The sequence below is a fragment of the Rhizobium leguminosarum bv. viciae USDA 2370 genome, assembly GCF_002008365.1.
Classification (GTDB): Bacteria; Pseudomonadota; Alphaproteobacteria; order Rhizobiales; family Rhizobiaceae; genus Rhizobium; species Rhizobium leguminosarum.
In genome coordinates this window covers 1-12,956 of record NZ_MRDL01000033.1, presented here as the reverse complement: position 1 = coordinate 12,956, position 12,956 = coordinate 1, and the positions used below count along the sequence as shown (strand labels likewise).

Below are 12,956 nucleotides of genomic sequence, written 5' to 3'. Positions count from 1 at the left end.
CATACGTTTTTGCTTTTGGTTTAAGTTCCGCTGTTAGTGATCGCCATCGTAGCAATTTTATTGTGACACAATCACCAACACGGATACCGGGAAGGGCAGCCTTCGTATGTTGCGTCGTTTCATTCTTGACCGATCCGGCAACTTCGGAATCATGACGGCGCTGCTCGTCGTCCCCCTGCTGGGGGCGGCGGGTACAGCCATTGATTTTGGCAGCGCCCTGTCGCTTCGCACCGAACTCTATGCTGCTGCGGACGCGGCAGCGGTGGGATCCATTACACCCAAGTCAGATGCGGCAACGCAGGCAAACACGATGTCCGGCGATGGGTCGCTGACGCTTGGAAAATCCGAAGCCCAGAAGATCTTCTTTTCGCAGACGTCCAAAAAGCAGGGCGACGTGCCCGTCACCGTCGACATCAGTGTTCAAAAAAAGGCCGGTATTCTCAGCTCGACCGTATCCTTTAACGCGACGATGCCGACGACCTTCATGCAGGTGATGGGACTTCATCAGATCACCGTTTCCGGGACGGCAACCGCCCAGTATGAGACCCCGTCCTACATGGATTTCTTCATGCTGTTGGATAACACCCCATCGATGGGCGTTGGGGCGACCGCTGACGACATCACCGCCATGAAAAAAGCGACAGAAAACGGCCACGATGGCGGCAAGGATAAAAACTGCGCCTTCGCATGCCACATCGTTTCTGAAAAGGGCGTCGAGGATAAGAATAGCTACTACAATGTCGCACGCAAGAATGACGTGACCATCCGTATCGACGTGGTCGCCGCTGCCGTCAAAGCCTTGATGGCCAAGGCAAAGGACACGCAGTCCATGGCAAGCCAATTCCGGGTCGCTGCCTATACGTTCGGCAAGACTGCCCAGGACGCCAAAGCCGCGAAGCTCTTCAAGGTCTCCGACCTGGACTATGATCTTGGCGCCGTGGCAGTCGCGACGGACATGATCAATCTTATGAGCATTCCCTATCAGAACTACTACAGCGACCAGCAGACGAGCTTTGACGAAGCGTTGAAAGGCATCGAAAGCGAAATCAAGGGGAACATCGGCATGGGCACCAGCAATGCCGATCGCCAGAAGATCGTATTTTTTGTCGCTGACGGCGTTGGGGATAGCTATAAGCCGGCCGGCTGCACCAGCCCGAAAGGAGCAAATGGCGGGCGATGCATCGAACCGATCGACACGAGCTATTGCAAGAAGCTCAAGGATCGCGGCATCAAAGTCGCCGTCCTTTATACGACCTATCTGCCCTTGCCCGACAACGGCTTTTACAAGGACTGGGTAAAGCCTTTCGAGACCAAAATCGCCGCGAAAATGGAAGAATGCGCAACCCCCGGCTTCTATTTCGCGGTCAGTCCCACCGAAGGTATTGAAGAGGCCATGGAGGCCTTGTTCCGCAAGATCGTCAGCGCACCTCGGATAACAAGCTAGGCTGAAAGTGTTAGAGCGTCCTTTGTGCGTCCGAAAGGGCGCATGGCGCTCTAAGCCTTGCCCAGATGCTTCGGCCAGAATTGCTGATGGATTTCGGCGGCTTCGTCTTCGAGGTTCGTCGGGCCAACCACGGTGACGTTGCGCGCGCCGGTTTGCAACACCGCCCGGCTCGGCACGTTCAACCCGATCCCGGCGATCTCGCCAAGCCGTGTTTCGGAGCACGCAAACACCATGCGGCCGATGCCCGACCAGTAAATCGCCCCGGAGCACATCGCGCACGGTTCCGTGCTGGTGTAGAGCGTGCACTCCGCGAGAAAAGCAGTGTCGTAGTGCTGCGCCGCCAGTTTAACCAGGTTCATCTCGGCATGGTTCGTCATATCGCGGCCGGTGAAGACGCTGTTTTCGGCGCGCAAGATGACTTCCCCGTCCTTCACCAGCACCGAGCCAAACGGTTCGTCGCCATGGTCCACCGCGGATTTCGAGAGCGCAATCGCCTCGCGTAAAAACGGCTCGTGGTTTTCCATCAGAGTCCCCCAGCTAGAGCGGCATGATCTTGTCTTGAATCGGAGGGATTTCCAAGGGGCTGCACATCAGGCGATCGCGTCGTCTTGGTCATCGTGTCATGGCTCAAGACACCGGATCCGATCGCCGAAAGAATAGCCTGTGCAGGGATTGGGCCACGCTCAGGCGTCACCGGCACCCAATCCTGCGTGATGCAGGCGCCGATCTGGGTGGGATCGTTGGAAACCATCGCCGCGTTGAAGGCGCGCTCAGCCTCCTCGAGCGCTTCAAGGGCTGCGGCACTTACGCCGACATGTCCTCGTTCCAGCGGCGTTGCATCTCCTCAGGCGTGACCTGTTCGATGGTTTGCGACAACATCCAGCGATGACCGAAGGGATCAAGCACCTGCGCCACCCGCTCGCCAAAACTCTGGTCAGTCGCCGGGCGCAACATCGTCGCCCCAGCCGACAGCGCCTGCGCCAGTGCTTCGTCGGTCGACACCGTGTCCATGTGGAAGGTCACCGGCGAGCCTCCGACGGTATCGGGAGACAGGGCGCCGAAATCCGGATATTCGTCTTCCAACATCATCAGCGTCTCTCCGAAACGCAGCTCGGCATGGCCGATCCGCCCATCCGAAGGATCGGTCATGCGGAAGACTTCCGTGGCGCCGAAAGCCTCCTTGTAGAAGTCGATGGCCCGTGCCGCATCCTTGACGATGAAGTAGGCGCTCACTTTTCGGGCAAAACTCGGCATGGATGATCTCCTTGACTGGTTTATATATTAACGTTACGTATCGTAAAGATATGAGTCAAGAGAGTAATGCAATACCGAAGAAACGAGGGCGGCCGCCAAGCGCTGCCGCGCAGAAGCGTGCCTTGGAGGCCGCCCATGAAATCCTGATGGCCGAAGGTTTTGGCCGCATGACGATCGAAGCCGTGGCGGCGCGGTCCGGTGTCGGCAAGCCGACGATCTACCGCTCCTGGGCCAATGCGCAGGAACTGGCGATGGCCGCTCTTCTGGTCAACCGGCTACCGGAAGCGGAGGTTGGAGGGGGCACGGCGCAGGCGGCTCTCGGCGCGCAGATGAGCGGACTGGTGACTGCCTTTGCGAGCACGCGCGGACGGCAGATCACTATGGCACTTGCGGCCGCCGACCCGGAAAGCGAATTCACCAAGGCCTTCCGCAATCGGGTGATCCTGTCGAGCCGCAACGCGGGTCGTGTCATCCTGGAGGAGGCTCTGGCTCGGGGAGAGATCGTTCCGCCGCTTGATATGGAGGCGCTGCTCGACATGATCTACGGACCGGTCTTCTTCCGGCTGCTGGTCGGCCATCGCCCGGTCTCGCCGGAATTCGGCGATGCGATCGTCAGGACCGCGTTGCGGTCCGTTGCACCGTCGGGCGCGTGACCCTCACGTCGCGATGCGCGAAGCCGACGGCTGCGCAGGCAGCCGCCAAGCGGCCTAACCGTGATCGTCGCCCAGTTCGCCAAGGTGGCGCTGGACCCACTTGATCTCTTCCGATGCCGTGCGCCCGAAATGCCGTTTGAAATCGCGGCTGAACTGCGCCGGGCTTGCATAGCCCACGGAAACCGCGACCTCGGCAATCGTTCTGGTCTGGCGCGCGATCATCAATCTTGCTTCGTGAAGCCGCATGGCTTTGACGTATTGCATCGGACTGTTGCCGGTCAGCCCCTTGAAATGAACATGGTAGGAGGGAACGCTCATGCCCACCTCTCTTGCCAGATCGGCGACGGCGATCTCCAGGCCATAGTTTTCCCGCAACCAGGCCAGGCTCTGGATGATCTTTCCGGATTTGCCTTTCTGCTGGAGGGCGGCGATCATCGCGCCGCCTTGCGGACCGACCAGGACACGGTAGTGCAGTTCGCGCAGAATGCCGGCGCCAAGCACATCCGTCTCGACGCTGCTGCCAAGCGCCGTCAGCAGGCGCAGCAGGACATCCTCGATATCGTCAGCCATCCTGCTCGACACGAGACTTCTCGGCTGGTCGCCTGGCAGTTCGGCATGTTTTTCCACCTGCAATGCGATCTCGGCCGCCATCTGCATATCGAACTCGACATAGACCGCAAGCAAGGGCCGCTCGGGACTGGCCGTCGACGTCATCCGAAACGGAACGGGCAGCGACACCGCCAGATAATGCTCCTCATCATAGAGGAAGACTTCGCCTTCGAGGATGCCCTGCTTGCTGCCCTGCAAGACGAAAACCGCGCCCGGTTTGTAGAGCACCGGGATGTCGTGGAGCACGGCTTCCGTGCGCAATATGCGGACGGAAGCAAGCGCGGTCGGATTGTATCCGTGACGCGGGGCGAGACGCCCGGCCAACGCGACCATCTCCACGAAAGACCTTCTTCATCACCGGATCGAATTCCGGCTTCGGGCTCGCCATTGCTTCCGCCGCCCTTCAGGCGGGCCACAGGGTGATCGGCACCGTGCGCTCGCAAGCGTCGCGCACAGCGCTCGCCAAAACCCTGCCTGGCCTGCGGCCGGTCGTCTGCGACGTCACGGAGTTCGACCGGATTGATGATGTCGTCCGCCAGGCGGAGGACGAGCATGGGCCTGTCGACGTGCTGATCAACAATGCCGGCTACGGCCATGAGGGCGTGCTCGAGGAGTCGCCGATCGAAGAGATGCGGCGGCAGTTCGACGTCAACGTCTTCGGCGCCGTCGCCGTTGCCAAGGCATTTCTGCCTGGGTTTCGCGCACGACGCCGCGGCTTCATCGTCAACGTCACCTCGATGGGCGGCGTGATCACCATGCCGGGCATCGGCTATTATTGCGGCAGCAAATTTGCGCTCCAGGGCATATCGGAGGTGATGCGCGCGGAAATGGCCCCGTTCGGGGTCCATGTGACGACCCTTTGCCCCGGCTCCTTCCGGACAGACTGGGCCGGACGATCGATGGTCCGCACCGAGCGGTCGATCACCGATTATGATGGCCTTTTCGATCCGATCCGCAAGGCGCGACAGGCCGTCAGCGGCAAGCAGCTCGGCGATCCCGCCAAACTGGCCGCCGCGGTTTTGGAACTCATCGAATCCGACAATCCGCCGCCGCAGCTTCTGCTCGGCAGCGACGCCCTCAAACACGTATCGGACAGGATCGTTCGCCTCCAGCAGGAGATCGAGGCGTGGAAGTCTGTGACCGTCTCGACTGACGGCTGACGGCAGAAGCTCTGTTTTCCGCTTCAACGATATCGAGATAATCTGCCAGCTCTTATTGGATGATTTTCCCGCCCCCGGCCGCCTCCTGCTTCCGCCGGAGCGCCTGTTCCTGTTCGAATGTCTTGTGCGGGAAGTGTTCCCAACACCACCAGCGCGTTGGCACGGCCGGGGATGGGCTGTTTCCCCAGCCTCCCCACTCCTTGCAGCGTGTGCCGTCAGCAAGCCGGTGCTCGCAATAGTGCTCAACGATCACATTGGCGCCCGGCGCAGTCGAATGGCCTTCGATGCTCATGGGTGCGTCCTCCGTTTCCCGCTCTTGATGCTCTCATAGATCATTTCCAGCCGCCTTGAGGCGACATAGGCACTGTCCTCGTATCCGGCCGATGGCCAATCCAATCGATGGCTGCCGTCAGCCGCCACGATCCAGAACCATCGATTATCGATCCCTCCGCCCGCCTGTGAGCGGAATATCCTGCCGATCTGGGTATCGCCGTCAAAAGCGACGTAATCGTCGCCGGGTTTCTCTTTCCAGGCGTGCCGCCATTTGTATTTGATTTCCCGGCCACTGACATGTTCCCACGATTTCCATGTGATTTGTTCTGGCATGCGTGGTCCTGTCCTCTCGCGAGGTATCCCTTTGACCGCATGGTTGATGGATGGCTCCCGCCCGAGCCGGTGAATTCAGATCAGCGTCGGTTCCGGATCGGGGTCGATCGGATCGATGATGTCAGCCGTGTCATTCTTGGGCGAACCCACATTGCGGCCGATCGGCCACATGGTCATCAGCTCCGCCGGGAACGGCTTCATCAGGTCTGCCGGATCAGGCTCCTGAGATAGCCAGCGCTCGTAGTCTTCGCGGTGCAGGACGACCGGCATGCGGTCATGGATCTGCGCCATCATCGCATTCGGCTCGCAGGTGACGATTGCGAAGTTTCTGATGTCGACGCCTTCCGGGCTGCGCCAAATCTCCCAGATGCCGGCGAGCGCAAAGGGCGAGCCGTCAGCCATGGCGATCGCATAGGGCTGCTTGTTCTTGCCCGTGCCGAAGATATCCTTCCACTCGAAGAAGCCGTTGATCGGCACCAGGCAGCGGCGCGACCTGTAGGCCGAGCGGAACAGGCCGTTGGTACTGATGCCCTCGCAGCGCGCATTGATCGGCGGCGGCCGCCCACCCGGCTTCATCCATGCCGGCATCAGACCCCAGCGCGCCGAGGCGAACACCGGCCCCATGACATCAGGCTCGCGGACCATATCGCGAATGATGATCGGATAATCCAGCGTCGGCGCGCCGTTGTAGCGCGGAAATCGGTTCCCGAGCGCATCGATCGCGCCCCGCTCTGCGAAGGCGAAATTGCGCACCAACTCCTCAAGCGATGTCTTGATATAGACGCGACCGCACATCCGGAACTCCATCCCGCATATTAGATGTTCTGATTATGTTCTGGGTATTCGAGGCGAGTCAAGGCCGGTCGCTACAACCGATGCCGCCATCGCTTTCACCAGAGTCAAGGTGAAGCCTGTCACCGTCTCGATGACCGCTGACGGCAGAAAATCTGCTTTCCGCTTGACAGCCTTCCTACTGGAAGGTAGATGAAATCCATGAGCAATGTTTTGACGACCTCCGACGAAATCCTGGCCTCCGCCCGAGCGCTGATCATGACCGGAGGCTATAACGGCTTCAGCTATGCCGATATTGCTGCCGTCGTCGGCATCCGCAAGGCCAGCATCCATCACCATTTTCCCAGCAAGACCGACCTGGTGCGCACGCTTGTCGTGCGATATCGCGAGGATGCCGAGGCGGGGATCGCCGGCCTGGAGCAACAGGTGCGAAATCCGCTGGCGCTCCTCCAAACCTATGCGGGCCACTGGGCCCAGTGCATCGAGGACGCCAGCCGGCCGTTTTGCGTCTGCGCCCTGCTGGCAAGCGAACTGCCGGCGCTGCCGCCGGAGGTCGCAGGCGAAGTCAAGGCTTTCTTCCGCTTTGTGTCGACATGGCTGACCTCGGTGATGGAACGGGGCGCTCAGGACGGGAGCTTGAAACTGTCGAGCGAACCGCGCGTCGAGGCTGAAGCCTTCATGGCCACCGTCCATGGCGCCATGCTTTCAGCCCGCGCTTACGGTGCGCCGGAGATCTTCGCCACCATTCTGACCCCCACCTTGCAGCGGCTGTCTCCGACCGCCGCTCAATAGAGCTCCGGGCGGCATAAAAGCCCGGAGCGACAAACGACGTTCAGTGAAACTACCAACTAGTAGGAAGAACGACATGATCAAAGACATTCTCCCCGCCTTCGTGCTGGGGCTCACCACTCTCGCGTCGACGGCCCTTCCTGCGGCGCCTGTCCATTCCGAAGACTAGAAGGCCGAAGACCAGAAGCCCGAGCAGATCCATGTCAGGGGCAGCATCGTCAGCTACAGCGGCTCCGCTCTCACGGTGAAGACCCGCGAGGGAGAGACTGTCGATGCCACCCTCGCCGACGGCTGGAAGCTGGCGAGCGTTGCAAACGCTGCGGTCACCGACATCAAGCCGGGCGACTTCGTCGGCATCGCATCGCTGCCCAGCGCAGGCCGTGGCGACGGCGCGCTTGAGGTGCTGATCTTCCCGCCGGCGATGAAAGGGGCCGGTGAAGGCAGCTACGGCTGGGACCTCAAGCCCAACAGCAGCATGACCAATGCGACCGTGGCCGATGCCGTCAAGGGCGTCGATGGCCGCACCGTCACCGTCTCCTATCACGGCAAGGAAAAGAAGATCGCCATTCCGGACGGCACGCCCGTCGTCACCATCGCTCCGGCCAGCAAGGACGATCTCGTTCCCAGCGCCGTCGTCTTCATCCCCGCCGAGAAAGCTGCCTCGGGTCCCCTCGCCCATCAGGTGCTTGTCGGCAAAAATGGCGTGGTCCCGCCCATGTGACCACGTCGTCGCCGGTCGGCCGGGCCGCCCCCGGTTCGACCGGCGATTTACCAGGGAATGCCGCCTGCAGCCGATGGATTCGAGCGATGGAGAACACCGTCTCGACAGCCGCCCGTCGGTGCTGGGGCAGTTCCGGGAACCTCATGAAACCCAATCTCGATGACGGACGCCGCCGCTCACGGCGGTGAGCCGCCCCCATCAGACCAACACCATCACATTCAGGAAAGAGATCCTAATGAGCAACGATCAAACCACCGTCGCGTCTGGCGACAGGGAAGAGTGGCTGACGCGCTATTACTTCACCCGCGCAGCCTTTTCCGCAATCTGGGTCGCAGCCGCCTTGACGGCCGGCCAGCAGTCGCTCGCCGTCGCGGCGGCATTGCTGATCCTCTACCCGGCTTGGGATGCAGCCGCGAACCTCATCGACGCAGCGCGCAATGGCGGCCTGGCAAACAACCGCAGCCAGGCGATCAACGTCGCCGTCAGCGCGGTGACAACAGCTGCCGTGATCGTCGCCCTGACGATGAGCATGAACTGGGTTCTCGGCGTCTTTGGCCTCTGGGCGATCTTTTCCGGCCTGCTGCAGCTTAGAACCGCTGTCCGGCGCTGGAAGACCAATGGCGGCCAGTGGGCGATGATCCTCAGCGGCGGCCAATCCGCGGTGGCAGGCGCGTTCTTCATCGCCCAGGCGCAAATGCCGGAACCGCCGTCCATTGCCAACATCGCCGGCTATGCCGGCCTCGGCGCCTTCTATTTCCTGGTCTCGGCCGCCTGGCGGAGCGTCACAGAGATGCGACGGAAGCGGGCCTGAGCCGATCGGGGGCGGGATCTTCCGTTCGGCCCCATGACAGAGCAGTCATTGCGTGGGGCTATAACTCGGCAGCGTCCAGATGAGCCATGGCCAACCAAGATCGCTCTGAGCAGCGGCTAAAACTTCTTTCTTGCCCTCTGTCTCCCTGTTATCGTGGAAGTTAGGAGACAGCGCCATGAGCGAGAACCGAAAGCTGGCTGCAATCCTGGCCGCGGACGTGGTCGGGTACAGTCGGCTTGCCGGCGCTGACGAGGACCTCACCCTGGCGAGGTTGCGCACACTGCGCAGCGATCTCATCGATCCGACGATCGCCGTGCACCACGGCCGGGTGGTGAAGCGCACCGGCGATGGTGCGCTGGTCGAGTTCCGCAGCGTGGTGGACGCCGTGCGCTGCGCCATTGAGGTGCAGAACGGTATGGTGGAGCGCAATGACGGCGTCCCGCAGGACCGTCGCATCGAGTTCCGGATCGGTATCCATTTGGGCGACGTCGTCGAGGAAAGCGACGGCGATCTGATGGGCGACGGGGTCAACATCGCCTCGCGATTGGAGGGCGTCGCCGCGGCGGGCGCGATCTGCCTGTCCGAGGATGCCTATCGCCAAGTCAAGGCGAGGCTCGACCTTTCGGTCAGCGATCTCGGCAGCACGCAGCTCAAGAACATCGCCGAGCCGATCCGGGTCTATTCGCTGCAAGTCGGCAGCGCAGCGACCAAGGCAGCCGCGACCTCGGAAACCGCGACGAGCCGACCGGCGACGGCAGCGTTGCCGAAGCTGTCGATCGCCGTCCTGCCCTTCGCCAACATGAGCGGTGACGCCGAACAGGACTACTTCGCCGACGGCATCTCGGAAGACATCATCACGGCGCTATCGAAGCTGTCGCAGCTCTTCGTCATCGCTCGCAATTCGTCGTTCACTTTCAAGGGCAAGAACGTCCATGTGCAGGAGGTGGGCACGAAACTCGGCGTGCGGTATGTGCTTGAGGGCAGCGTACGCAAATCGGGGAACAGGGTACGCATCACCGCGCAGCTCATCGACGCGACCACCGGCGGGCATTTATGGGCGGAGCGGTTCGATCGCGACCTCACCGACATATTCGCGGTTCAGGACGATGTCACTCAGCAGATCGTCGGCGCGCTGGCGGTCAACCTGACAGAGGGCGATCGGCAAAGACTTGCGCCGGGGCAGACGCGGCACCCCGAGGCGTATGACTGCTTCTTGCGTGGCCGGGAGCTGTGGCACCGGCTGACGAAGCAAACGAACAGCGACGCCCGCGACCTTTTGCAACGTGCCGTCGAACTGGACCCGAACTTCGCCTCGGCGCACGCCTTCCTCGCCCTTACCCACGGACTCGACTACCTGAACCGGTGGAGCGCGTTGCCGCAGCGCTCGATCGAGCAAGCCGAAGAGGCGGCGACCCTGGCGGTAGCGCGGGATGATAGCGATCCCGTGGCGCACTGGGCACTGAGTGTGGTCAAGCTTTACTCGCGACAGCACGATAGAGCCATCAGCGAGGCCGAGCGTGCGATCGTCCTCAATCCGAACTTCGCCGAAGGGCATGTCGGCCTCGGCGAGGCACTCATCTATTCAGGCAGATCCGAGGAGGCACTCGCCTATTTCGATCGGGCGAGGGTCCTGAACCCGTATTTTCCGGATGTCGTTCTTCACTTTCAGGCCTTGGCCTTGTTTCCACTGGGAAGGTACGAAGAGGCCGTCGAACTGTTGCTGCAGCGCGTGAGCCGCAACCCCGTCACCGATGTCTCACGCGCGCTTCTGGCCGCCTGTTACGGGCACCTCGGCCGTTTCGAAGAGGCTCGCGCGACGTGGCAAGAGGTGATGCGCGTCAATCCCGACTACTCCCTGGAATACCGTCGCAAAGTCTTGCCCTTCAAGAACCCCGCCGATTTCGAGCTCGTCGTGGAGGGGCTACGCAAGGCCGGTGTCGTACAATGACGGTGATTAATCTCCGATCTTGAACCTGTTGCCGCCATTTGCACAGAGGATGAAATAGCCAGTGCCGGCGCAACGACGACCTCCAGCAAGATCTGCTTTCAGGAAGCTGCGAAGCCGCCCTCTATGGCCGACATGAGGGCGCAAAGCAGCCGCATCCCTCGACAACGAACAGATGTCCGCATCGGGCCGGAAGTTGCCCGTTGTGCGCCTTGCAAATCCGTAGCCAGAATCATCCTTGGGCACCTCGCACCCTCCGTCATCCCAGGCCTTGAGCCTGGGGTCCCTGCCCGCTGCTGATCGAGACGGGAGTGGATCCTCGGGTCAAGCCCGAGGAAGACGGAGCGTGGGGTGGCGTGTGGAGCAAGGACAGCAACGGATCCGGCGGTGACCGGCGACAGCTCTCCGTTGAAGATGCGCAGTCCACATCCGGTAGCCGATGCGCCAAGCGACTGATGTCATCAGCCGCGACTGGGCGCGTTGCTTCCCGCATCCACGATCGCCTGAACAACAAGCGCGATGCGTTTGTCACGCATGCCGGGCCTGATGCGGCCTGAACGTTCGAGCTCGGCAAGCCCATGAAGGGCTGCCCAGAAGGTCTCGGTCACGATCTCCACATCCGCACAAAACGGAGACACGGCTGCGGCAATGGCGTCGAAACCGGCCCGAAGTTCCGATCTCGTTTCGGCCTCGGCGAACTGCAGTTGGGTCGGCAGGATAAACATGGCCTGGTAGAGTGCTGGGCGACTGAGCGCGAAGGCAAAATAGGCCATGGCAACGTCCATGAGGGCATCTCGTCGCCCGTTCGCCCCGCCTGCCGCTTCCCGAAGAACGGTTGCGAGCTCCTTGAAGCCCTCGACTGCAACCGCGGCAACGATGGCGTCCCTGTTGGCGAAATGCGAATAGAGGATTGGCTGGCTGTATTCGATTTCCTTCGCCAGGCGGCGGATCGTCACGGCATCCCACCCTTCACTCTCCGCGACGGCGCGTGCTGCCGCGACAATGCGCTCTTCGCGCCCTGCCCTTTCCCGACTTTTTCGCTCTGCGATCCCCATTGCTCAATCTCCATGCAGGGCCAGCACCCATCAAAGATTATACCAATGCTTGACTAACTAGCAATGCTAAGGCATTTTATCTAGCAGTGCTAGATTTTGTACCAACGATAGAAGGATTGTCTCATGCTTTGGTTTGCCAACGGGGCCGGGTTGCTGCTTGCCCTCGCTATTATCGTGATCGGCACCAGCTATATTGCGAGCCCGATGACCACGATGCGCAGTTTCGGCCTGCCGCTTCCCGAAGATGGCCCAAACGTCGCTTGGTGGCTCCGCCTCAAGGGTGTTCGCGATATCGTCGCGGGATTACTCGTGCTGGCGTTCATGGTGTGGGGCGCCCAACGGGAGGTCGGCATCGTGCTTTTGATCGAAGCGATGATCCCTGCGGGCGACATGCTGCTCGTTCTCGCAGCGAAAGGCTCCACCAAGAGCGCCTTCGGCATTCACGGCCTGACGGCGGTGATCATGGTGCTGGTCGCCATCCCCATGATGATCGGGGCGCACTAAGATGGTTCACGTTCTTTCCATCTGGTTCCTGGTTGTCGCCTTCGCTGGCGCAGGTCTCGTCAACGCCATCGGCACGGCGGGGACGCGAAGCGAATTCGCTCGGTGGGGCTACCCGCGCTGGTGGGGTATCGTGACGGGTGGGCTGGAGATATCGAGCGCCGTCCTGATTGCGCTTCCTGCCAGCCGCATTGTCGGCCTGGGGCTTGGGGCGGTCATCATCGGGGCTGCGGTTTTCACGGTTCTACGCCATCGCGACCATGCACACCTGGCGCCGCTCAGTGTCTTTGTCACCCTGATTGCTCTTGCCGCGATCTCAACTTGAGCACGATCGGCCGCTTTCACCGACAGGCGTGGGCGATGCACTATCATGTGGTTCCTGGCGCCACCTGATTGTAGCGGTAATCAGCCTCAAGCCTCACCCTCTACCGCTTTGGTTATCGAAAGCCCGCCCCCACCCTCGGTCATCCCAGGCCCTGAGCCTGGGATCCATGCCCGCTGCTGATTGAGGAGGCCAGAGTGGATCCTCGGGTCAAGCCCCATAGGCGCTAACTTAGTTGTCGATGTGCGATGGCTCGTCGCCTTCGCGGTGGCTCGCGCAGTCGATGGAGCAGCC

At 61.3% G+C, this 12,956-nt stretch carries 15 protein-coding genes and 1 pseudogene; 9 read left to right on the top strand and 7 right to left on the bottom strand.

Translation table 11 applies throughout. The features are described 5' to 3' along the window. Nucleotides 1-106 precede the first annotated feature (106 nt). Complete coding sequence (locus BS629_RS14625) at nucleotides 107-1,444, top strand: TadE/TadG family type IV pilus assembly protein (protein WP_018241086.1); 1,338 nt, start codon at nucleotides 107-109, stop codon at nucleotides 1,442-1,444. A gap of 50 nt (nucleotides 1,445-1,494) precedes the next feature. Here BS629_RS14625 and BS629_RS14620 read toward each other — a convergent pair whose 3' ends face one another. Both BS629_RS14620 and BS629_RS14610 read right to left on the bottom strand, forming a co-directional pair. Continuing rightward, the gene (locus tag BS629_RS14620; protein ID WP_018241085.1) at nucleotides 1,495-1,968 is read right to left on the bottom strand and encodes a nucleoside deaminase; all 474 of its coding nucleotides are present in this window, start codon (nucleotides 1,966-1,968) and stop codon (nucleotides 1,495-1,497) included. A 280-nt stretch (nucleotides 1,969-2,248) separates the two neighbouring features. Continuing rightward, entirely contained in the window at nucleotides 2,249-2,698 is a 450-nt protein-coding gene (locus BS629_RS14610; RefSeq protein WP_077988296.1) for a VOC family protein, read from the bottom strand. A gap of 50 nt (nucleotides 2,699-2,748) precedes the next feature. On the opposite strand from BS629_RS14610, the gene BS629_RS14605 reads away from it, so the two are divergent. After that, nucleotides 2,749-3,351: a TetR/AcrR family transcriptional regulator gene (locus BS629_RS14605; protein ID WP_018241083.1), complete on the top strand. Its 603-nt coding sequence runs from the start codon at nucleotides 2,749-2,751 to the stop codon at nucleotides 3,349-3,351. A gap of 54 nt (nucleotides 3,352-3,405) precedes the next feature. Here BS629_RS14605 and BS629_RS14600 read toward each other — a convergent pair whose 3' ends face one another. Then, nucleotides 3,406-4,293 (bottom strand): AraC family transcriptional regulator, encoded by an 888-nt coding sequence (locus BS629_RS14600; protein ID WP_077988295.1) that lies wholly within the window; start codon nucleotides 4,291-4,293, stop codon nucleotides 3,406-3,408. Between BS629_RS14600 and BS629_RS14595 the strand changes: the two genes are divergently transcribed. Beyond that, entirely contained in the window at nucleotides 4,254-5,120 is an 867-nt protein-coding gene (locus BS629_RS14595) for an oxidoreductase (RefSeq protein WP_077988297.1), read from the top strand. The genes BS629_RS14600 and BS629_RS14595 overlap by 40 nt on opposite strands. 52 nt (nucleotides 5,121-5,172) lie before the next feature. On the opposite strand, the gene BS629_RS14590 is transcribed toward BS629_RS14595, so the two are convergent. The 3 genes from BS629_RS14590 to BS629_RS14580 form a co-directional block, all read right to left on the bottom strand. Then, the gene (locus BS629_RS14590) at nucleotides 5,173-5,412 is read right to left on the bottom strand and encodes a hypothetical protein (RefSeq protein WP_018241080.1); all 240 of its coding nucleotides are present in this window, start codon (nucleotides 5,410-5,412) and stop codon (nucleotides 5,173-5,175) included. Next, nucleotides 5,409-5,726, bottom strand: a complete 318-nt coding sequence (locus BS629_RS14585) for a hypothetical protein (RefSeq protein ID WP_018241079.1) — start codon at nucleotides 5,724-5,726, stop codon at nucleotides 5,409-5,411. Before BS629_RS14585 ends, BS629_RS14590 begins: the two co-directional genes overlap by 4 nt. 75 nt (nucleotides 5,727-5,801) lie before the next feature. Continuing rightward, entirely contained in the window at nucleotides 5,802-6,521 is a 720-nt protein-coding gene (locus BS629_RS14580; protein ID WP_018241078.1) for an SOS response-associated peptidase, read from the bottom strand. A gap of 198 nt (nucleotides 6,522-6,719) precedes the next feature. Here BS629_RS14580 and BS629_RS14575 point away from each other — a divergent pair, with 198 nt between their 5' ends. The 4 genes and pseudogenes from BS629_RS14575 (at nucleotide 6,720) to BS629_RS14560 (ending at nucleotide 10,787) form a co-directional block, all read left to right on the top strand. Beyond that, on the top strand, nucleotides 6,720-7,310 hold the full coding sequence (locus tag BS629_RS14575) for a TetR/AcrR family transcriptional regulator (RefSeq protein ID WP_026188305.1): 591 nt from the start codon (nucleotides 6,720-6,722) through the stop codon (nucleotides 7,308-7,310). 73 nt (nucleotides 7,311-7,383) lie between these two features. Beyond that, nucleotides 7,384-8,028: pseudogene (locus tag BS629_RS14570) on the top strand (hypothetical protein). A 235-nt stretch (nucleotides 8,029-8,263) separates the two neighbouring features. Beyond that, the gene (locus BS629_RS14565) at nucleotides 8,264-8,839 is read left to right on the top strand and encodes a DUF308 domain-containing protein (protein ID WP_050566343.1); all 576 of its coding nucleotides are present in this window, start codon (nucleotides 8,264-8,266) and stop codon (nucleotides 8,837-8,839) included. Between the two features lie 175 nt (nucleotides 8,840-9,014). Further along, nucleotides 9,015-10,787 carry an adenylate/guanylate cyclase domain-containing protein gene (locus BS629_RS14560; protein WP_018449544.1) on the top strand — a complete coding sequence of 591 codons (1,773 nt, stop codon included), beginning with the start codon at nucleotides 9,015-9,017 and terminating at the stop codon, nucleotides 10,785-10,787. Nucleotides 10,788-11,245: 458 nt separating this feature from the next. Here the strand turns inward: BS629_RS14560 and BS629_RS14555 are convergent, their stop codons facing one another. Continuing rightward, nucleotides 11,246-11,839, bottom strand: coding sequence for a TetR/AcrR family transcriptional regulator (locus tag BS629_RS14555; protein ID WP_018241072.1), 594 nt, complete (start codon nucleotides 11,837-11,839; stop codon nucleotides 11,246-11,248). 123 nt (nucleotides 11,840-11,962) lie between these two features. Between BS629_RS14555 and BS629_RS14550 the strand changes: the two genes are divergently transcribed. Together BS629_RS14550 and BS629_RS14545 are read left to right on the top strand one after the other, a co-directional pair. Next, entirely contained in the window at nucleotides 11,963-12,343 is a 381-nt protein-coding gene (locus tag BS629_RS14550; RefSeq protein ID WP_018241071.1) for a DUF4267 domain-containing protein, read from the top strand. Between the two features lies 1 nt (nucleotide 12,344). Beyond that, nucleotides 12,345-12,665, top strand: coding sequence for a DoxX family protein (locus tag BS629_RS14545; protein ID WP_018241070.1), 321 nt, complete (start codon nucleotides 12,345-12,347; stop codon nucleotides 12,663-12,665). The last annotated feature ends 291 nt before the right edge of the window (nucleotides 12,666-12,956 follow it).

Bases quoted from the DNA above. Each gene is read 5' to 3' on its own strand.
- BS629_RS14625 (WP_018241086.1), top strand. From the start codon at position 107: ATGTTGCGTCGTTTCATTCTTGACCGATCCGGCAACTTCGGAATCATG.
- BS629_RS14620 (WP_018241085.1), bottom strand. From the start codon at position 1,968: ATGGAAAACCACGAGCCGTTTTTACGCGAGGCGATTGCGCTCTCGAAA.
- BS629_RS14610 (WP_077988296.1), bottom strand. From the start codon at position 2,698: ATGCCGAGTTTTGCCCGAAAAGTGAGCGCCTACTTCATCGTCAAGGAT.
- BS629_RS14605 (WP_018241083.1), top strand. From the start codon at position 2,749: ATGAGTCAAGAGAGTAATGCAATACCGAAGAAACGAGGGCGGCCGCCA.
- BS629_RS14600 (WP_077988295.1), bottom strand. From the start codon at position 4,293: ATGGTCGCGTTGGCCGGGCGTCTCGCCCCGCGTCACGGATACAATCCG.
- BS629_RS14590 (WP_018241080.1), bottom strand. From the start codon at position 5,412: ATGAGCATCGAAGGCCATTCGACTGCGCCGGGCGCCAATGTGATCGTT.
- BS629_RS14585 (WP_018241079.1), bottom strand. From the start codon at position 5,726: ATGCCAGAACAAATCACATGGAAATCGTGGGAACATGTCAGTGGCCGG.
- BS629_RS14580 (WP_018241078.1), bottom strand. From the start codon at position 6,521: ATGTGCGGTCGCGTCTATATCAAGACATCGCTTGAGGAGTTGGTGCGC.
- BS629_RS14575 (WP_026188305.1), top strand. From the start codon at position 6,720: ATGAGCAATGTTTTGACGACCTCCGACGAAATCCTGGCCTCCGCCCGA.
- BS629_RS14565 (WP_050566343.1), top strand. From the start codon at position 8,264: ATGAGCAACGATCAAACCACCGTCGCGTCTGGCGACAGGGAAGAGTGG.
- BS629_RS14560 (WP_018449544.1), top strand. From the start codon at position 9,015: ATGAGCGAGAACCGAAAGCTGGCTGCAATCCTGGCCGCGGACGTGGTC.
- BS629_RS14555 (WP_018241072.1), bottom strand. From the start codon at position 11,839: ATGGGGATCGCAGAGCGAAAAAGTCGGGAAAGGGCAGGGCGCGAAGAG.
- BS629_RS14550 (WP_018241071.1), top strand. From the start codon at position 11,963: ATGCTTTGGTTTGCCAACGGGGCCGGGTTGCTGCTTGCCCTCGCTATT.
- BS629_RS14545 (WP_018241070.1), top strand. From the start codon at position 12,345: ATGGTTCACGTTCTTTCCATCTGGTTCCTGGTTGTCGCCTTCGCTGGC.